This window comes from Pseudonocardia sp. CA-142604, from assembly GCF_050948475.1.
In the GTDB taxonomy this organism is placed as follows: Bacteria; Actinomycetota; Actinomycetes; order Mycobacteriales; family Pseudonocardiaceae; genus Pseudonocardia; species Pseudonocardia alaniniphila.
Genome location: NZ_CP192045.1, coordinates 2,565,764 through 2,584,609 on the forward strand (window position 1 = coordinate 2,565,764; position 18,846 = coordinate 2,584,609).

At 73.4% G+C, this 18,846-nt stretch carries 17 protein-coding genes; 9 read left to right on the plus strand and 8 right to left on the minus strand.

Annotation, left to right across the window (positions count from 1 at the left end; all coding sequences use genetic code 11):
* Positions 1-23: 23 nt before the first annotated feature.
* Both crtI and ACQPZQ_RS11740 read right to left on the minus strand, forming a co-directional pair.
* Positions 24-1,577, minus strand: coding sequence for a phytoene desaturase family protein (gene crtI / locus ACQPZQ_RS11735; protein WP_433294944.1), 1,554 nt, complete (start codon positions 1,575-1,577; stop codon positions 24-26).
* Positions 1,574-2,656 carry a polyprenyl synthetase family protein gene (locus ACQPZQ_RS11740; protein ID WP_433299134.1) on the minus strand — a complete coding sequence of 361 codons (1,083 nt, stop codon included), beginning with the start codon at positions 2,654-2,656 and terminating at the stop codon, positions 1,574-1,576. The genes crtI and ACQPZQ_RS11740 overlap by 4 nt, the downstream gene beginning before the upstream one ends.
* 210 nt (positions 2,657-2,866) lie before the next feature.
* Here ACQPZQ_RS11740 and metF point away from each other — a divergent pair, with 210 nt between their 5' ends.
* Positions 2,867-3,766, plus strand: coding sequence for a methylenetetrahydrofolate reductase [NAD(P)H] (metF, locus tag ACQPZQ_RS11745; protein WP_433294946.1), 900 nt, complete (start codon positions 2,867-2,869; stop codon positions 3,764-3,766).
* On the opposite strand, the gene ACQPZQ_RS11750 is transcribed toward metF, so the two are convergent.
* Both ACQPZQ_RS11750 and ACQPZQ_RS11755 read right to left on the minus strand, forming a co-directional pair.
* Positions 3,750-4,433 (minus strand): LppM family (lipo)protein, encoded by a 684-nt coding sequence (locus ACQPZQ_RS11750; protein ID WP_433294948.1) that lies wholly within the window; start codon positions 4,431-4,433, stop codon positions 3,750-3,752. The two genes, metF and ACQPZQ_RS11750, sit on opposite strands and share 17 nt — an antisense overlap.
* 44 nt (positions 4,434-4,477) lie before the next feature.
* A complete protein-coding gene (locus ACQPZQ_RS11755; RefSeq protein WP_433294950.1) occupies positions 4,478-5,053 on the minus strand; it encodes a GNAT family N-acetyltransferase in 576 nt (191 codons plus the stop codon).
* Positions 5,054-5,245: 192 nt separating this feature from the next.
* Between ACQPZQ_RS11755 and ACQPZQ_RS11760 the strand changes: the two genes are divergently transcribed.
* Both ACQPZQ_RS11760 and ACQPZQ_RS11765 read left to right on the plus strand, forming a co-directional pair.
* Positions 5,246-5,563, plus strand: coding sequence for a hypothetical protein (locus tag ACQPZQ_RS11760; RefSeq protein ID WP_241039443.1), 318 nt, complete (start codon positions 5,246-5,248; stop codon positions 5,561-5,563).
* A gap of 38 nt (positions 5,564-5,601) precedes the next feature.
* Positions 5,602-6,048 carry an SAV_6107 family HEPN domain-containing protein gene (locus ACQPZQ_RS11765; RefSeq protein ID WP_433294952.1) on the plus strand — a complete coding sequence of 149 codons (447 nt, stop codon included), beginning with the start codon at positions 5,602-5,604 and terminating at the stop codon, positions 6,046-6,048.
* A gap of 42 nt (positions 6,049-6,090) precedes the next feature.
* Here ACQPZQ_RS11765 and ACQPZQ_RS11770 read toward each other — a convergent pair whose 3' ends face one another.
* Positions 6,091-6,978 (minus strand): ParA family protein, encoded by an 888-nt coding sequence (locus tag ACQPZQ_RS11770; protein ID WP_433294954.1) that lies wholly within the window; start codon positions 6,976-6,978, stop codon positions 6,091-6,093.
* 54 nt (positions 6,979-7,032) lie between these two features.
* Here ACQPZQ_RS11770 and ACQPZQ_RS11775 point away from each other — a divergent pair, with 54 nt between their 5' ends.
* Entirely contained in the window at positions 7,033-7,800 is a 768-nt protein-coding gene (locus ACQPZQ_RS11775; RefSeq protein WP_433294956.1) for an SAM-dependent methyltransferase, read from the plus strand.
* Positions 7,801-8,190: 390 nt separating this feature from the next.
* Positions 8,191-8,574, plus strand: coding sequence for a DUF3040 domain-containing protein (locus tag ACQPZQ_RS11780; protein WP_241039439.1), 384 nt, complete (start codon positions 8,191-8,193; stop codon positions 8,572-8,574).
* Between the two features lie 544 nt (positions 8,575-9,118).
* Here the strand turns inward: ACQPZQ_RS11780 and ACQPZQ_RS11785 are convergent.
* From ACQPZQ_RS11785 to ACQPZQ_RS11795, 3 genes are read right to left on the minus strand one after another with little or no spacing between them, the layout of a single operon-like run.
* Positions 9,119-11,410, minus strand: a complete 2,292-nt coding sequence (locus ACQPZQ_RS11785) for a transglutaminase TgpA family protein (protein ID WP_433294958.1) — start codon at positions 11,408-11,410, stop codon at positions 9,119-9,121.
* Positions 11,407-12,645 (minus strand): DUF58 domain-containing protein, encoded by a 1,239-nt coding sequence (locus ACQPZQ_RS11790; RefSeq protein WP_433294960.1) that lies wholly within the window; start codon positions 12,643-12,645, stop codon positions 11,407-11,409. Before ACQPZQ_RS11790 ends, ACQPZQ_RS11785 begins: the two co-directional genes overlap by 4 nt.
* 44 nt (positions 12,646-12,689) lie before the next feature.
* Positions 12,690-13,661: an AAA family ATPase gene (locus ACQPZQ_RS11795; protein ID WP_433299136.1), complete on the minus strand. Its 972-nt coding sequence runs from the start codon at positions 13,659-13,661 to the stop codon at positions 12,690-12,692.
* Positions 13,662-14,103: 442 nt separating this feature from the next.
* Here ACQPZQ_RS11795 and mraZ point away from each other — a divergent pair, with 442 nt between their 5' ends.
* From mraZ to ACQPZQ_RS11815, 4 genes are all read left to right on the plus strand, one after another.
* Positions 14,104-14,535, plus strand: coding sequence for a division/cell wall cluster transcriptional repressor MraZ (gene mraZ / locus ACQPZQ_RS11800; RefSeq protein WP_433294961.1), 432 nt, complete (start codon positions 14,104-14,106; stop codon positions 14,533-14,535).
* Between the two features lie 165 nt (positions 14,536-14,700).
* Positions 14,701-15,684: a 16S rRNA (cytosine(1402)-N(4))-methyltransferase RsmH gene (gene rsmH, locus ACQPZQ_RS11805; protein WP_433294963.1), complete on the plus strand. Its 984-nt coding sequence runs from the start codon at positions 14,701-14,703 to the stop codon at positions 15,682-15,684.
* Between the two features lie 176 nt (positions 15,685-15,860).
* The gene (locus ACQPZQ_RS11810; protein WP_433294965.1) at positions 15,861-16,886 is read left to right on the plus strand and encodes a hypothetical protein; all 1,026 of its coding nucleotides are present in this window, start codon (positions 15,861-15,863) and stop codon (positions 16,884-16,886) included.
* Positions 16,886-18,799 (plus strand): peptidoglycan D,D-transpeptidase FtsI family protein, encoded by a 1,914-nt coding sequence (locus ACQPZQ_RS11815; protein WP_433294967.1) that lies wholly within the window; start codon positions 16,886-16,888, stop codon positions 18,797-18,799. The genes ACQPZQ_RS11810 and ACQPZQ_RS11815 overlap by 1 nt, the downstream gene beginning before the upstream one ends.
* Positions 18,800-18,846 lie beyond the last annotated feature (47 nt).

The following is an 18,846-nucleotide window of genomic DNA, read 5'->3' on the forward strand; positions in this document are numbered from 1 at the left end:
GATCCATGCTCGCATGACCCCTGTCAGGCGCCGGTGGGGACCCTGCGAGCACGCCTGGCCGGGCCCGTGATCCGCTGGGCTGCGAGCCGTCCGGAGATCAGGACGGGCGGGATTCCGACGCCCGGGGTGGTGCCGCAGCCCGCCAGCACCACGTTGGTCAGGCCGCGGACGAGGTTGCGGGGCCGGAAGGGGCCGGTCTGGGCGACGGTGTGGGCGAGCGAGAACGGCGTGCCCGCGGCGAGCCCGGCGCCCGCCCAGTCGGCCGGGGTCACCAGGCGTGAGACCTCGATGTCGCCTGCGAGCCCGTCGAGGCCGGGGTGGCCACGGGCCTCGAGGACGCCGAGCAGCTCGTCGCGGTAGGCCGGGCCGACCCGGGCCCAGTCCACCGCGGCGCGGTCGGTGTTGGGGCACGGGGCGAGCACGAACAGCAGGTCACAGCCGGCGGGCGCGAGGTCGGGGTCGGTGGCGGTGGCCCGGGTGACCAGCAACGACGGGTCGCTCATCAGCCGGCCGTCGTCGATGATCTCGCGGAAGGTGCGCCGCCATGCCGTGCCGAAGGAGATCGTGTGGTGGGCGAGTTCGGGGCGCCTGCGCGTGAGCCCCGCGTGCAGCACCACGGCGCTGGGAGAGTGGCGCAACGGCACCACGCGCCGCGGGGTGCGCCCGATGATCCGGCGCGCTGCCGGCAGATCCGGCGTGAGCACCACCGCGTCGCAGGCGAGCCGCTCCGTCCGGCCCTCCGGCTGCTCGGTCGAGGCGTGCCGGACGGCGGTGACCCGGCCGCCACGACGTTCCAGGCCGGTGGCGGAGCGGCCGTAGTGGATCTTTGCCCCCGCGGCCACTGCGGCGTCGGCGAGTGCCTGCGCCACCTGCCGCATGCCGCCGCGGGGGAAGAAAACTCCCCCGATCGTGTCCATGTACGCGATGACGCCGTACGCGGCCATGGCGAGGTGTGGCGGCACACCCGCGTACAGCGCCTGGAACGAGAAGATCCGCTGCAGCCGCTCGTCGGGCAGCATGCGGGCCACACGCGGGCCGAGCCGTCCGAACCCGCCCAGAGCCGCGAGCCGGACGAGGTCGGGGCCGAGCAGGTCGAGCGGCGAGTCGTGGTTGGCGCCGATGAAGGAGTTGATCTCCGCGTCGTAGAGCCGGGTGAGCCACTCGCGGGTGCGCCGGTAGCCCGCCGCCGACCTGGGCCCGCAGACCCTTCGGACCTCGGCCTCCATCGCAGCGCCGTCCGTGTGGACGTCGATGGTGGAGCCGTCGGCGAAGTGAGCGCGGTAGGCCGGGTCGAGCTCGACGAGGTCCAGGCGCTCCTTGAGCTTCTCGCCGACCGCGCCGAACGTCTCGTCGAGCAGGTCGGGCATCGTGAGCACGGTGGGGCCGGTGTCCACCTGGTAGGTGCCGCGCTCCGTGTGCAGGTCGAGCCTGCCCGCGCGTCCTCCGGGGTGCTCCGCCCGTTCGAGGATCGTGACGCTGCGCCCGGCGCCGAGCAGGTGCAGGGCGGCGCTCAGTCCGGACAGGCCGGCACCCACCACGACGACGTGATCGCTCGGCCCGGGGACCGTGCGCGTCAACTCCTCCTCCGGGTGGCGAGCTCGGCGAGGGCGACCAGTTCGGTGGCCGCAGGCTCGTCGATCTCGACCGCCGAGAGTGCGTCGAGTGCGGAGCCGGTGAGGGCTGCGATCCGGTGTTCGATCGTCTGCACGGCCCCGAGGTCGGTGAGCAGGTCGCGGATCCGGGCGACCCCGGCCGCATCGAGGTTCGGATCACCGACGGCCGCGGTCACTGCGTCGCGCGCGGCCCGCTGTCCCCGCTTCTCTGCCCGCTCCACGGCGACCGCGACCAAGAGGGTGCGCTTGCCCTCCCGCAGGTCGTCGCCCGCGGGCTTGCCCGTGACGGCGGGATCGCCGAAGACGCCGAGCAGGTCGTCGCGGAGCTGGAAGGCAACGCCGATGTCGGCACCGAAGCGCCGGTACGCGGAGATCAGCTCCGGGCGGCCGTCGGCGAGTGCCGCGCCGAGGTGCAGCGGCCGTTCGACGGTGTACGCGGCGGTCTTGTAGCGGTCGATCTGGAGCGCGGCGCGGGTGGAGGTGTCGCCGGTGGCCTGGTGCAGCACGTCGAGGTACTGCCCGCCGAGCATCTCGGTGCGCATCGCCTGCCACGGCGGCGCGGCGCGCAGCAGAGCGGACGGTGGTAGACCCGCGGCGCGCAGCATGTCGTCGGCCCACGCGAGGGCGAGGTCGCCGAGGAGGATCGCCGCGGCTGCGCCGAACCGCGCCGGCTGTCCGGTCCAGCCTGCGGTGACGTGCCGGCGGGCGAACTCGACGTGCACGGTCGGGCGGCCCCGTCGGGTGGCGGAGGCGTCCATCAGGTCGTCGTGGATCAGTGCGCAGGCCTGGATCAGCTCCAGCGCGCTGACGGCGCGGAGCACGGAGACCGCCTCGGGTGAGTCGACCGCCCCGCCCGCGCCGCGCCAGCCCCACCAGGCGAACGTCGGCCGGATGCGCTTGCCTCCCTGGAGGACGAATTCGACGAGCGCGTCGGTGGCATCGGCGAACGCGGGGTCGATGGCAGTGGCGTCGGTCGTGCGCGACCTGAGGAACGCGGCGAGTGCGGCCTCGACGGCCACGACGAGACCGGTGTCGTCGAGCAGGTGGTCGACGGCCCGAGCCTCGGCCCCGAAGGGGTCGCGCTCGGTGTCGAGGGCTCCGGTACGGGTCACCTGGGGGACCTCGATGGGCCCGGCCCGATCGCGCCGCGGCATCGGGGAGGCAGATGTGCTGGTGAGCAAGGCACGAATGGAGCGTAACGGCGTCGGCACGGTGCGGCGCGCCGACGACGCCGCCGGCCGTAGGCTGAACCTGTGAAGGTCACCCAAAGGATCAGCGGCGACCGTCCCGTCTTCTCGGTGGAGTTCTTCCCGCCGAAGGACGAGGCCGGTGAGGCCGAGCTGTGGCGCGCCGTCCGCAGGCTCGAGCCGCTCGACCCCGCCTTCGTCTCCGTCACCTACGGCGCCGGGGGGTCCAGCCGCGACAGGACGATCCGGACCACGGCCCGCATCGCCACCGACACCACGCTCGTCCCGATGGCCCACCTCACCGCGGTGTCGCACTCGGTGAGCGAGCTGCGGCAGGTGATCGGGGCCTACGCCGCGGCCGGCATCTCGAACATCCTCGCGGTGCGCGGCGACCCGCCCGGCGACCCGCTCGGGGAGTGGGTGGCCCATCCCGAGGGCCTGACCTACGCCGACGAGCTGGTCACGCTGGTGCGCCGCCTCGGCGACTTCTGCGTGGGTGTCGCGGCGTTCCCCTACGGCCACCCGCGCTCGCCCGACCTCGAGTCGGACCTCACGCGGCTGCTGGCGAAGATCCGGGCGGGCGCCGACTTCGCGATCAGTCAGCTGTTCCTGGAGCCGGAGGGGTTCCTCCGGCTGCGCGACCGGCTCGCCGGTGCCGGCTGCGACGCTCCGCTGCTTCCCGGCATCATGCCGCTCACCACCGTGCGCACCCTGCGGCGCGGGCCGGAGCTCTCCGGTGCACCGGTGCCGCCGGCGCTGACCAAGCGCCTGGAGCGCTACTCCGACGACCCCGCGGCCTTCCGGGCCGCCGGCATGGACGTCACGTCGGAGATGTGCGCACGCCTCCTCGACGAGGGGGTGCGGGGCCTGCACTTCTACACGCTGAACAGGTCGACCGCCACGGTGGAGCTGGTGCGGCGGCTCGGGCTGGCGGCCCAGCGCCACGCCGTCACCGTCCAGGGGTGACCGGAGGGTTGCGGGTGCGGCGGGCGAGCACCACCACCGCCGCACCGGCAAGCGCCACCATGGCGCCCAGCCCGATCGTCCAGTTGACCGCCGAGGGCGCGTTGGGGTCGGCGAACGCGACCACCGCGTTGGTGTCGCCGACCTCGCCCGGCACGAACGTCCAGCTCACGGTGCTGTCGTCGATGTCGCCGTTGGTGTCGACGACCTGGCCGGGGAACCCGATCTTCAGCTGGAAGTCGGCCCGGTCGACCGGCACGGTGGTGAGATCGACGGCGCCGCCCAGCAGCACCCGGCTGCCCACCCGGCGCATGTCGAACTTCACCGCGTTGCCCGCGGGGCCCGCCACCTGCGTGAGGCTCGCGACCTGGGCGAAGGTGAGCCCGGAGAACCGCAGCACCGACCCGGCGTAGCCGTCCTGACGGTACGGCGACACGTCGACGTCGGACTCCAGCTCGGACGGGATCGTGATCGTGGGCCCGGGGTCGTCGGCGCTCTTCTCGGGGGTGGCGATGAGGATCTCGCCGGTGACGGTGTCGTCGGGCTGCACGGCGAGCGCCGCACGGACCCGCGCGCAGCCGCTCAGCAGACTGGCGGCCACCAGCAGGGCGAGCAGCAGCAACGGCAGGACGCGGCGGCGGGCAGCGGTCGACGTCGGCACGGCGGACATCGTGCCACCCCGGTGTGCCACAACCGGCGGCCCCGTCGCTCCGGCTACCTGACCGGGGACATGGGGAGTTCGCGGCCGAGCACCGCGAACGGGCGGGAGTCGCCGGTGAAGCGATGGTTGCGCAGCACGTCACGGAAGCCGGTGCGCCGGTAGAGCCGCCACGCCCGGCCGGGCGGCTCGGTGCCGTACTCGGGCGTGGAGAGCAGCACCCGCGGCCGGTCGGTGAGGGCGAGGAGGGCCCGCAGCAGGCGCTCGCCGAGCCCGTGGCCCTGGGCGTCGGGGTGGACGTGGAGCTCCGTCAGCTCGAAGTAGTCGCGCAGCCAGATGTGGGCCTCGGGACCCTCGGCGGAGATCCCGCGGCGGACCTCCTCGAACCACCACTGCCCCGGGCCCCCGGTGTAGCCGTAGGCGATGCCGAGCAGCGCCCCGGTGGAGTCGAACCACCCCACCGCGCGCCAGCCGGGCCTGCGGGAGTGATCGAGCCAGAGCGTGCGCCGGTGCCGTGCGGTGCTGTGGGGGTAGCCCATCGCGGTCACGTACACGTGCAGTGCTTCGGCGAGTCGGTCGGCGAGATCATCCGGACCGAGCTGAATCAGCTGATGTGCCGGAGCCCTTGTCACCCGTCCATCACACCATGGGGACCGCACCCGCGCCGCTCCGGTTGGACCGGCGACTTGACGGGGGAGGTCAAGAGCGCTCTACTGGAGATGGATCGAACATGTGTTCGATCCTCCGGCGTCGGTGGTGGGGCGGGGGAAGCGTCCCGCCACCGGCAGCCCGGTGCCGCTGCTGGGCGGGAGGAGCGTAGTCGGATGAGTGCTTTCGGTCGGGTGTTCGGGTCGCGCCGGCCGACGCCGATCCAGGTGCGGTGGCAGGACGGCGAGCCGGTCGAGTTCGAGCGCCGTCCCGTCCGGCGGGGCACGCGCTACCTGGTCACCGACGTCCACGAGCGCTGGATCGAGGAGTCGCCGTGGCCGTTCCCGTCGCCGATGCCCGTCGGTGGCGATCGGCTGCGCTGCTGGCGCGTGGAGGCGCGGTCGGCGGCAGAGCCGGAGGCACCGGCGCGCGAGTTCGTGCTGCGGATGCGCGCCGGGCCCGGCGTCTGGGATCTGGTGCGGGTGACGGAATGACAAGGGCTCACGGAACGACAAGGCTCGGGGAGGCGACGATGACCATCACCACCGCGCGGGTGCCGCACCCGCGGGGGCCGCAGCGGGCCTCCGCCGGGCCGCCGCCCCCGGCGCCCACCTCGCGCGCAGCGCTGGGGCTGCTCCGCCAGGCGACCGACGGGCTGGCCGAGGCCCATCGCACGGAGGAGCCGCTGCTCCGTTATCCCGCGGCCTACCTCGCCGCGCTCCGGGCCGCGGCTGCCGTGCTCGCGGTGCACGCCCGTCCGGCGCCGCGCCGCGGGTCCACGCGCAACGTCTGGCAGTTGCTCGCCGAGGTCGCGCCAGAGCTGGCGGAGTGGGCGGCGTTCTTCGCCGCATGCTCCGACACCCGGGCGGCGGCCGAGGCCGGCATCGCGCGGCTCGTGGGGCGCCGTGATGCCGACGACCTGTTGCGGCAGGCCGAGCAGTTCGTCGGCATCGTCAGCAGGTCGGTGCCGCTGCGCTGATCGCTCTCCGTCGGGCGGCTCGTTCTCCCGGGTGGCGCTGCGTCAGCCCGCGCCGTGCGGGGCCGCCGTCGCCACCGTGCGCCGGGCGCGCTCGCTGCGCAGCACCCGGCCCAGGAGGAGCGTGAACACGGCGGAGGCCTCGCGTGCCCCCGGCGTGTCCCACCGCTGGATCGGCATGCAGGCGCCTTGGGCCTGCTGGATCGCCGAGCGGTCCGGCAGCACCCCGGTGAACACCAGCGGACCGAAGAGCTCACGCAGCTCGTTGATCCGGAAGTCGTGCTCCGTGTTGCGCGGGCGCACCCGGTTGATGAGCACGCCGAGCGGCTGGAGGTCGGGGTTGCCGCGCTGCCGCTCGGTCTGGATCGCGTCGAAGGCGCGCTGCACGCCGGACACCGCGAAGATCGTCGGGTCGGTCACGAGCACCGCACGGTGGGCCGCGGCGAGGGCGCTGCGGGTGAGCTGCCCGAGCGACGGCGGGCAGTCGATGATCACCAGGCGGTAGGGCTCGGCGTTGTACCCCTCGTCGGAGCCGTTGTCCGAGGCTGCCTCCCCGTTGGGGGACGGACCGCCGAACAGGTCGACGTCGTGGAGCCGCTCCAGCGCTCTGGCCAACCTGATGAGCTGCTTCGGGCCCGGATCGGGGTGGTTGTGCCGCTCGGCCTGCTCGGCACCCACCAGCACGTCGAGGCCGGTGCCCCAGCCGCTCGGGGCGATCGCGCGACGCAACACCGACGGGCTCGGGTCGTCGAGCACGTCGGCCACCGTGGCCGTGGTGGAGCCCACGTCCAGCGCGATCGTGGAGTTGGCTTGCGGATCGAGGTCCACCACCAACGTGCGTACCCCGTGGTGCAAGGCCGCTCCGGCGAGCCCGAGCACGACGGTGGTCTTCCCCACTCCACCCTTGAGGCTCAACGTGGCGACGACCTGCACGGCGATCAACCTACCCTGCCCGGGATCGCACTAGTCTGCCGTTGTGAGGCTCCGATGCTGAGCGGTGCGACGACAGAGACGGCCGGTGCGGTGGGCGAGGGCTCGGTGCACCGGGCGCTGGTCGCCGAGGTGGCCAGGGTGCGTGCCGCAACGCCGGGCCGTCCCCCCCGTGTACTCGACGTGGGCGGCGGCAGCGGAGCCTGGGCGGTGCCGCTGGCACGGTCCGGATGCGCGGTCACGGTGGTCGACAACAGCCCCAACGCGCTCGCTGCCCTGCAACGGCGGGCGCGCGAAGCCGGGGTCCACGATCTGATCACGCCTGTGCAGGGTGACGTCGACGCCCTCGCCGAGGTCGTCCCGCCGGGCGGCGCCGACCTGGTGCTCGGCCACGGCCTGCTCGAGGTCGTGGACGACGCGGCCGCGGCCGTGTCGGCGTTGGCCGCGGCCACCGCGCCGGGCGGTGCGGTGTCGGTGCTCGTCGTCGGCCGGTACGCGGCGGTCCTTGCGCGCACCCTCAGCGGCAGGCTCGCCGAGGCGCGAGCGGTGCTCACCGATCCGGACGGCCGGTTCGGGGCCGACGACGCGCTTCGCCGGCGGCTCGACGCGGCGACGCTGCGCGGCTTGCTGGAGCAGGGTGGGGCGTTGCGGGTCGAGATGCTGCAGGGCGACGGAGTGCTCGACGGGTGGATTCCCGGAGCGGTCCGCGACGGCGGCCCCGCGGCTGCCCGAGCGGTCACCGAACTGGAGGACCTCGCCGCGACCGCCTCCCCGCTGGTGGAGATCGCGACCCGCCTGCACGCGCTGGCCCGCCGATCCGCCTGACCGCTCGGCGCCGAGAATCGGCGGTTCACGGCGTGTCGCGGCCCGCTTCGTCCGGTTCACCCTCCTGGTGGCGTGGGGCCAACTGGGTGTGATTGACGGCGCACCCGGGGTGTGTCTGACGGGCCCCACGGCCTTGCGGCGGCATGTGGATCACCAAGACCGGTCGTCGCAAGCCGCGAGCGGGGGATCCTGACGCCCCAATCGTGCTGCTCATACTGTCTGCGACCCGACCGGGTCGAAGATCGACCCTTCCGCTTGACGAGTCCGGCTAGTCGGCAGGCCGTGAGGCTCGTATCCTTTCGCGTAGACGCCCAGCCCCGGGCGCTCGTCGCGTCGTTCCGGCACCATGGAAGATGACCCGACAGGATGACCAGTGCCGGAGGTGAAGCCGTGCCCCTCTCCGAGCACGAGCAGCGCTTGCTCGAACAGATCGAGCGCGCTCTCTACGCCGAGGACCCGAAGTTCGCATCCACCGTTCGTGGTGGCCGCCTGCGCAAGCCCACGCGCCGCCGTCGCCTGCAGGGCGTCGGGTTGTTCGTCCTCGGCCTGGTGCTGCTCGTCGTTGGCGTCGCCGTACCTGCACTCTGGCTGGCCTCCAGCTTCCCGGTGCTGAGCGTGGTCGGCTTCCTTGTGATGCTCGGCGGTGCCGTGCTCGCGGTCACCTCGGTCGGGTCGGGCGGCCAGCCCGGTCAGGCCAAGGAAGCCGAGCCCGACAAGAACCGCTTCACCGGCCGCATGGAAGAGCGCTTCCGCCGCCGGTTCGAGCAGGAGTAGCAGTAACTCGGAACCGGTCCCTGGATGGGACGGGTTCCGCTCGAGTCTGAGCCAGCGCCCGGTCCGTCGGGTGCGTCGTCGAACAGCGGCGCGCCCAACGAACCGGGCGCTCGCTTTTCAGGCGTGCCCCGCGCCCAGGTTGATGAACGAGAGCGACCCGTCCGTCCGATAGGTCCGGATGGTCGGGTTGCCGAACGAACGGGCCTTTCGTCCGATAGATGTTGACGAGCGGGCCGTTCGTGCGGGCAGGTTCCGGATTCCGGCTTGGTGAGCGAGCGGGGCCGCCCGGCAGGTCTGGATCAACGGGCCGATCGCGCGGGGCCGGGCTTGGGTTCGGCTCCCCGGCGGGATGCTGCGCGAACGTGCCATTCGTGCGACAGGTCTGGGCGAGCGTGCTCCTGGTGGGGGCATGGCGGGCGCTCTGGGGACCGCGGCTGTGGGGCCGTGGGCGAGCGACCCGTTCGTGCGGGCGGGGCTCCGGGGTCGGCGCCGAGTGGTGGCCGGTTGGTGGGCGAGCGGCACTTCGTGCGATAGGTCTGGGAGATCAGGTGCCGGAGGTTGCCTTCTCGCGTTCCGCCGCGGGCTTCGAGGTCGGGGTCCGCTGCAGCACGGACCTCGGAAGCAGCCGTCCGCGCAGCGACAGCGAGCCACCGGCGGCGATTCCGGCCCGCACGGCGTCCACCGGCTCATCCAGATCGCCGGGGGCGGGGTGGACGTCGCCGTACCAGCTCGCCTCCACCGCGGTGACCACCTGCCGCAGCGCCTGTTGCGCGTCGTCGTCGAGCCGGTGCTCACGAACGATACGGCGGGCCGCACCTCGCACCGTGTCGCTCGGTGGGTGGTCGACGCCGCGGTCGATCGACTCCGCGAGTAGCTCCGCCCAGGCCGCACCCGTGGCGTCCGGGCCGCCCGCGCTTGCCGCAGCGAGGCGCCGGCGCCGTGCGATCACCCGCAGCCCGGCCGGGACGAATGCGCCGGCAACCAGCAGGACCACCACGAAGAGCGGCCAGAGCGGCACGCTCCCCTCGGCGGCAGGCGGTGGGGCGAGGGCGACCGACGGGGCCTGCTCGGTCTCGGCGGGGGCCGGCAGGGGCTGCTGCTCTGCGTTGTTCCCGGGGCTGAGATCGGCGTCGGCCGGGGCGTTCTCCGGGTCGGGCGGGTTGCCCTGGGCCTCCTGGACGTACGGCGGTGCGATGGTGCGGCCGTCGGTCAGGGGGGTGGGGTCGAACGTCGTCCAGCCGATGCCGGGGAACCAGGCCTCGACCCAGGCGTGCGCGTCGGAGGTGCTGATCGTGCGGTACTGGCCGTTGTCGGCGCCCGCGGTGAATCCGACCGCCACCCGCGACGGGACGCCGACGGAGCGCAGCATGACCGCCATTGCAGATGCGAACTGCTCGCAGTACCCCGCCTTGCCGACGGTGAGGAACTCGACCAGCGCGTCGTCGCCGGAGCCCGGGGCCGTCTGGAGGCTGTAGGTGAACTGGCTGTCGGGCCCGGTGAAGTAGTCCTGCAGCGCCATCGCGCGGTCGAAGTTGTTGGAGCGTCCCGCCACGACCTGCTGGGCGATCTCGGTGACGCGCGGGTCGACGCCCGTGACGTCGAGGTACTCCGGTCCGACCCCGGAGTCCCCGGTCGCCTGACGGAGCTGGGAGACCGTGGGCACCGGCAGGAACGCCTGCTCACGCCACCCGTCCTCCTGCCGCGGGCGGCCGGTGTAGCCGGTGCCGCTGCTCCGGTCGTAGAGCCACGGCCCCTCGGGCAACCCGCCGACGTCGATCGGGTCGCCGTAGAGCGGCAGCCAGTAGTCGCGGAAGGCGAGGTTCTCGATCTCCACGTTGGCGACCTCGCCGGAGCCGGTCGGCTGGGGTTGGATCGGGCCGGGCAGCCCGACGCCGGGGGCGGGCCGGGTGGCCTGCCAGCCGGCGTCCGGCACGTACTGGCGCAAAGTCAGTGCCCGCAGGTAGGTGGGGCGGGTGAGGCCGCGGACCCGGAAGAGATCGACGGGGTCACGCTGGTCGAGCTGCCCGCGCAGTGCGGTGAAGGGGCTCAGGCCGATGGAGCCACCCGATCCGCCCGCACCGGTGCCGCTGTCGAACCGGCCCGCGGTGCCGACGAAGCTCGTGGCCGTACCGACGCCGACCGCGAGCACCACCGCGACCGCGACCAGCGCGGCGGCGCCCGGCAGCCGGCCCCGGAATCCCGTCTGGGCCACGAGGAGCAGCCCGAACCCGGCAGCGGCGGCGGCCATCGCCCACCACGGCAGGAGGGTGTCGGCCAGCGCTGCCGGTACGGCGAAGACGGCGAGCAGCGGCACACCGGCCGCGGCGGGCGCGGCTGCGCTCACCGCCGCGAGGTGGACGCCGATCGCCAGCAGGCCGAAGGCGGCCGCCACGAGGAAGAGGATCTGCGGGGTGCTCGTCACGGGCGCGATTCCCGTGTCGATCTGCTGACCGGCTCCGGAGAGGAGGGCCCCGAACTCCTGCAGCGCCCCGGGACCGGGCAGTACCCCGAGCAGCCCGTCGTCGGCGAACTGCACCGTGAGCAGCACGAGCACCCCGACGGCCTGCCCGGCCGCGACGACGACGGCTCCGAGCCGGTGCAGCAGAAGCCCGAGGACGACGACGACGGCGACCGCGGCGAGAGCGTGGCCGAACCAGGCGCCGCCCTGCACGATGGCCGTGACGGGGCCGGCCGCGAGGAGCACGGCCAGTCCGGATGCGATCGTGGAGACCCACGGCAGCCCGGCGCCGCGTGCGGCGGGCGGCCTTGCGGGGGCGCTGGGAGGCGGCCCGGTGGGGGGCGGGGCCGTCGGAGGACCCGCGATCGTGGTGCTCACAGTCCGCTCACCAGGTCGCTCCAGACGCGTTCCGGCGAGGATCCGGCCGAGGCGATCGTGACGTGCCAGCCGGCCCCGCGCAGGGTCGCCGCATTGGCTGCGACGGTGCCACCGGATCCTGCCCGGTCCCGTACGGAGGGGTCCCAGGTGGAGGTGTCGAGCAGCACGGCGTTGCCGCCGCCGGTGCGGCGGCCGAGCAGCGTCTCGACCTCACCGGGCTCGAGTGCGCCGAGCACGGCGAGCACGTCGGTGCCCGACCGCAGCTCAGGGCCTGCCAGATCGGGCCGGGCCGACGGGCGCAGGGCGGCGAGGGCGTCGAGCAGCGGCTCCGGGCTGATGCCGGAACCCCGGCCGCTGAGCTGCACACCGTCCTCCGTGAGGAGATCGAGCGGTTCGCCGCGGGCGAGCAGGTGGGTGCAGATGCTGGCGGTGAGGCTCACCGCGAACTCGAGGCTGGAGTCGGCGCCGCGCCCCCGATGGGCCACGTCGCGGCGGTCGAGCAGCACCGTCATCCCGCCGCGCCACGGCCGCTCCTCCAGCCGCACCATCAGTTCGTCGTGGCGCGCCGTGCTGCGCCAGTGGACGCGGCGCAGCTCGTCGCCCTGCCGGTAGGGCCGGATGAGGACGTCCGACGCGCCTTGTCCCTGGTGGGCCAGCGCGGAGCCCGGCGTGCCCTCGCCTGCCCCGATGGCGGGCGGCAGCCCCTGCAGCGCGACCACCCGGGGCAGGACGACCAGGCGGTCGGCCGGTGCGAGCTCCCGTTCGAACTCCGCGAGCCCGAGGGGATCGGTGGCCGTGCCGCTGAGCGGGCCGACGCGGTGCACACCGCGCAGCACCGGCCGAAGGGGATAGGTGACCGTGGCGCTGCCCCGGCCGGACAGCCGGTGCACCGTGAACCGCGGGGGAGCGGCGGACTGGGGGCCTGCGGCGTCGGGCGCGGTGTCGGTCAACCGGAGGGCACCGAGCAGCGGGCCGCCGTGCAGGTGGAGCCCGACGGTGATGGCGGCGCCGACCGGCACCCGGGCCGGGGTGAGCTCGCGCTCGACGTGGATCCGCCGGCGGGCCCGGGCGGCGAGCAGCAGGGCCAGCACCGGCAGCAGGGCGACGAACGCGCCGATGCGCAGCAGGTCGCGCTCGTCGAGGGCGATGGCGGACGCCCCGGTGGCGAGGCCACCCGCGAGCAGGCAGCGGCCCCGTGTGGTGAGGCCGGAGAACCGCCCGGACCGCTCGCTCACGACCGGGCTCCGCCGCTCCTGCCCATGGCCGGGGACATCCCCGGTCAGTGGCCTCGCCCCGGCGCGGGTACGGCATGCCGGGCGAGGAGGCTGCGGACGATGTCGACGGCGGTGCGTCGCGAGGCCTGCGCCTCCGGGGTGAGCAGCAGCCGGTGGGCCAGCACGGGGACCGCGACGGCCTGTACGTCGTCGGGCACCACGAAACCGCGGCCGGCGAGCGCGGCCTGCGCCCTGGCCGCTCGCACGAGCTGGAGGGTGGCACGTGGGGACGCGCCCAGCCGTATCTCGGGGAGCCTGCGGGTGGTGCCGACGAGCTCCACGCAGTACTGCCGCACCTCGGGGCTCACGTGCACCCGGCGGACGGCGTCGATCACCGAGCGGACGAGCCGTGCGTCGACGACGGGGCGGAGGATGTCGAGCGGGTCGTTGGCGGCGTGCTCGTCGACCATCGCCAGCTCGGCCCCGAGGTCGGGGTAACCGACGCTGACGCGTGTGGTGAACCGGTCGCGCTGCGCCTCGGGCAGCGGGTAGGTGCCGTCCATCTCGATGGGGTTCTGCGTGGCGACGACCATGAACGGGCTCGCGAGCGCGTAGGTGGCGCCGTCGACGGTGACCTGGTGCTCGGCCATGCACTCGAGCAGCGCCGACTGTGTCTTCGGCGAGGCGCGGTTGATCTCGTCGGCGATCACGACATTGGCGAACACCGGGCCGGGCCGGAACTCGAACTCGGTGGTCTGCCTGTTGTAGATCGACATGCCGGTGATGTCGCCGGGCAGCAGGTCGGGCGTGAACTGGACGCGGCTGACCGAGCAGTCGATGGACCGCGCGAGTGCCTTGGCCAGTGATGTCTTGCCGACGCCCGGGACGTCCTCCACCAGGAGGTGGCCCTCAGCGAGCATGGTGACCAGCGCGACCCGCACGACCTCGGGCTTGCCCACGATGACCCGTTGGATGTTGGCCGCGATCCGGCCGCAGAGATCGGCGATATCGGCGAGGGCCGGCGCGTCGCCCTCCATCCCGGCGCGGCTGCTCGTCGTGGTCACCAGACCTCCTCGCGCTCGTCGTGTCGGTCCCGATCCGTCGAGACGCGATCAGTCTGTCAAACGCCCGCAGAGAACTTTGCCCGATGGGGGTACTCCGCGCCGTCCCCACTGTGCCCCACTGGCGATGACCTTGTCCCCCGCGGCACCCCATCGGCGGTCGCGCTACCCCCACATGGCGCCATCAGCGGGCGCGTGAGGCCGCAAATTCTCACGCTGAGTGACTGAAACACCGGATGGAATCCATGTGTGCGGGTGAGGCCCGTCAGCGCCCCCCACCTTCCCCCACCCCTTCTGACCTGCAGTTTTCTGACGGAAGCCGGCGGAGAGCCACGATCGATCCTGTTGACGGTGGGGAAGAGTGGGGTAATGTGGTTCTCGCTGGGGCACAACGGGGCCACTGTTGGAGGTGGGGCCGGTGTTCCTCGGTACCTACACCCCCAAGCTGGACGACAAAGGGCGGCTCACGTTGCCCGCAAAATTTCGCGACGAGCTGCGAGGCGGGCTGATGATCACGAAGGGGCAGGACCACTGCCTGTACGTGTTCACCCGCGAGGCTTTCACGGAACTGGCCAGCAAGGTCGCAAGCGCGCCGCTCACGAGCGAGTCCGCCCGTGTGTTCCAGCGCAACCTGTTCTCCGGCACCGACGAGCAGAACCCCGACGGCCAGGGGCGGATCGCCATCACCCCTGAGCTGCGCCGTTATGCCGGCCTCACCAAGGACTGTGTCGTGATCGGCGCCTTCACCCGTGCCGAGATCTGGGACGCCGAGGCCTGGCAGCGGTACCAGGATGCAAACGAGGACACCTACGCGAAGGCCCAGGAGGAGGTGCTTCCCGGACTCATCTGATCCGGGATGGAGCGGGGTGGAGATCGACGCGGCGGTGTCCCCACCCGGCAGCCCTGGCGCACCTTCCCCGGTGCCAGGTCTGCCGGGTGGGGACATCGCTGGTGGCCCGGCTGGGGAGCCCGGGCCAAGCGGGGGGCTCGACGACACGGGGCAGGGAGGTGTGCGGTGGGGCAGCATCACCACGAGGGCGAGCCGGCTGGGGCCAAGCACGTTCCCGTGGCCCTGCCCCGGGTCGGCGAGCTCCTCCGCCCTGCATTGTCCGACCGTCCTGCGGTGATGGTGGACGCGACGCTGGGCCTGGGTGGGCACGCCGCGGCCCTGCTCGCGGAGCACCCGCAGCTCACTCTGGTCGGCCTGGACCGTGACCCGGAGGCTCTCGCGATGGCGGGGCGGCGGCTCGCGGCTCACGCCGACCGCATCCACCTCGTGCACGCGGTCTACGACCGCATGGCCGACGTCCTCGCGGAGCTGGGGCTGCCTCGCGTCGACGGCGTGCTGTTCGACCTCGGGGTGTCCTCCCTCCAACTCGACGCCGACGAGCGCGGCTTCTCCTATGCCCGCGACGCGGATCTCGACATGCGGATGGACCCGACCACCGGTCCCACCGCCGCAGAAGTCCTCAACTCTTACCCGGTGTCGCAGCTCGCCCGCATCCTGCGGGAGTACGGCGAGGAACGCTTCGCGGGGCGGATCGCCTCGGCCGTCGACCGGCGGCGTGCGAAGGCGCCGCTGCAGCGCAGCAGCGAGCTGGTCGAGCTGCTCTACGAGGCGGTGCCCGCCGCGTCGCGCCGCACCGGCGGCCATCCGGCGAAGCGCACGTTCCAGGCATTGCGGATCGAGGTGAACGGCGAGCTGGACGCGCTGCAGACGGCGCTCCCCGCCGCTCTGGACTCCCTCGCCGTCGGCGGGCGGATCGTGGTGCTCGCGTATCACTCGCTGGAGGACCGCATCGTCAAGCGTGAGCTGGCGGCGCGGTCGAGCTCGCGCACACCTATGGACCTACCTGTCGAACTGCCCGGCCACGGCCCGGAGCTGCGGCTCCTGACACGCGGTGCCGAGCAGGCAGGCGAGGACGAGATCAGTGAGAACCCGCGGGCCGCTTCGGTGCGCCTGCGGGCAGCGGAACGCATCCGCGAGGCGGCCGAGTGACGGCGTGCGCGGCTGCACGCGCCACAGGGTTGCGACGTAAGGGTCGCCGCGCCGGGCACGGCGCGCGGCGTCAGCAAGAGAGGGGCGGTCATGACAGGCGCAGTCGGGGCACCGGTGAGGGCGGTCGCACGCAGACGGTCCGTCCCAGGTGAGGCGCTGGCCGATGGAGGGCTGGGGTGAGCACGCCGGTCGGTGAGCGCACTCGCACCGCCACCCGGAGTGCGACGCCCCGTGGTGCCACGCGCACCCGTTCCACCACGATCCCGGCTCAACGCGGCGCACCGGTCGTCACCCCTCGTACGGGGGAGCCGTCGTCGTTGCGTGGCCGGCGGTCGCCGCAGGACTACGCCGGGCGGGAGGATCGGCCGCGGCGGGCGCCCGTCAACCGTCCGACCCGTACCGCGGTTGCCCCGAGGCGTCCGCAGTTCGTGCTGCTGGTCATGGTTCTGCTCGCCGTCGGGCTGGTGGCGACGCTGTGGCTGTCCACTGCTGCCGCAGGGGGCTCTTACCATCTGCAGTCCGCACGGGCTGCGGCCCTGGCGCTGAGCCAGCAGAGCGAGCGGCTGCACCGCGAGGTGGCCGACCTGGAGTCCGCGCCCGAGCTGGCCCGGCGTGCCGAGGCGCTCGGGATGGTCCCGGTCCAGGACTCCGCACGACTCGTGGTGGCGCCGGACGGCTCGGTCACGGTCGTCGGTCAGCCACGGGCCGCCGTCGCACCGCCACCGCCGCCACTGCCGCCCGCTCCCGTGCAGCCCGCCCCGTCCGCGGGGCAGCAGGGCACGCCGGCAGCACCAGCGGCCGGTGGCTCGGCAACGGCGAACGACTCGGCAGCGTCCGACGACTCGCAGGAATCGGCCACGGGTGCCCAGGGCGGCGCGGCGGGCACTCAGGGACAGTCGGCAGGCGACCGGAGCGACGCGTCCACCGGTGACACTCAAGGGGGTGCCTCCACGCAAGGCGTCACCGGGGGTGCGTCCACGTCGGGTGCGACCGGCGGCACGTCCACAACCGGCACCAGTGGCGACGATTCGTCCACGACCGGCGAGGGTGCGACGACGCAGGGCACCAGTGACGACGCGTCCACGGCGGGCACCAGCGGGGGCGCGTCCACGCAGGGCGCCACCGGCGGGGCGACGCAGCGCACGACCGGCGGTACGTCCACGCAGGGCGCCGCCGGAGCGGACGGGACGGGCAACGGCTGATGACCACGGCCCCGCCCCGGCCCCGGGCCTCGCGGGCGGTCCGGAGGGTCCCGACGCAGCGTCCCCCCGCGCCACCTCGTCGTGCGGCGAAGAAGGGCGCGAACTACTCGCGCCGTCTCAAGGTCGGCCGGATCCTGCTCGTGCTCGCGCTCGGTGTGGCCACGCTCAGGCTGGTCGCCGTCCAGACGGTCTATGCGCCCGCACTGAGCGCGAAGTCGGCACTCCAGTCGACGACCGACATCACGCTCCCCGCCGAGCGCGGCGAGATCCTGGACCGCAACGGCCACCCGCTCGCGTTCAGCGTCGAGGCCCGGACGCTCTCGGCCAATCCCCGCCTCATCGCGTCCAACCACGGGAAGAACACTCCGCAGTACGTCGGGGAGATGGCCACCGCGGTCGCCCAGGCCACCGGCCAGGACCGCACCGAGCTCGTCAACCAGCTCACCAGCGACCGGGGCTACGTGGTGCTGGCCAGGCTCGTCGACCCGGACGTCGCGGATTCCCTGCACCAGCGGTTCAACGAGATCGCAGCGGACCGGCGGGAGGATCGGCAGTACCCGGCGGGCAACGCCGCCGCGAACGTGGTCGGTGCCGCGTCGTGGAGCGCCGACGAGAACAAGCTCGTCGGCCGGGTGGGCCTGGAGAGCTCGCAGGACAACGCGCTCGCCGGGTCGGCGGGCCTGCGGGTGGTGGACACCGCGGAGGGCAGTGACGCCGTCATCCCGGGCAGCACCCGCTACGAGCGGCCCGCGGTCCAGGGGTCCACCGTGCAGCTCACCCTCGACTCGGACCTGCAGTACATGACGCAGAAGGCGCTCACCGACTACGTCGCGCAGACTGGTGCGAAGCCGACGTCATCGGCAGTGGTGCTCGACGCCCACACCGCGCAGGTGCTCGCGATCGCGAACGGGGCGACGTTCGACCCGAGCAACCTCGGGGGCGCCACACCCCAGCAGCTGGCCAACCCTGCCGTGCAGAGCCCGTTCGAGCCGGGATCGGTCAACAAGATCGTCACGATGTCGGCCGCGCTCGAGTACGGCGTGGCGAAGCCCACCGACGTCGTGACGGTGCCGGGGAACATCAAGGTCGCCGACCGCACGATCAACGACGCGTGGGTGCACGGGCCCGAGCAGTTCACGCTCACCGGGATCCTGGCGAAGTCGTCCAACGTCGGTACGATCATGACGGCGCAGAAGGTGGGGGAGCAGCGCTTCGCCGACATGCTCACGCGCTTCGGGCTGGGCACCCCTACCGGTGTCGGGCTTCCCGGCGAGAGCGGCGGCCTGGTGCCCCCCATCGCGACGTGGTCCGGGTCGACGTTCGGCAACCTGCCGATCGGGCAGGGGCTGTCGGTCACCACCCTGCAGATGGCGGGGATGTACCAGGCGGTGGCCAACAACGGACTGCGGATCCCGCCGCGGATCATCGAGTCCACCACCGGGCCTGACGGGGTGCCCACGGTGGCGCCCCCGCCGCAGGGGGTGCAGGTGGTGTCGCCGCACACGGCCGAGCAGCTGCGCACGATGCTCACCGCCGTCACGCAGAAGGCCCCCGGGCAGACCGGCACGGGACCGGCGGCGGCGGTGCCCGGCTACCAGGTGGCGGGCAAGACGGGCACGGCGCAGCAGGTGGATCCGCGCTGCGGCTGCTACTCGGCGTCGACGTACTGGATCACGTTCGCCGGGATGCTCCCCGCGCAGAATCCGCGGTACGTCATCGCGATCATGCTCGATGCGCCCAAGGCGGGCACGAGTGCAGCCCCGCTGTTCCACGACATCGCCACCTACCTGGCGCAGCGCGAGCGGCTGCCGGTGAGCCCCACCGAGGCTCCGGTGCAGATGTTGACGCTGCCCACGCCACCGCCGCCGCCCGCGTCGCCACCGCCGCCGCCCGCACTGCCGCCCCCGCCGTAGCGCCCGGGTGCTCGGCCCGTCGCCGCATCCCCGCCGGGGACGCCGAT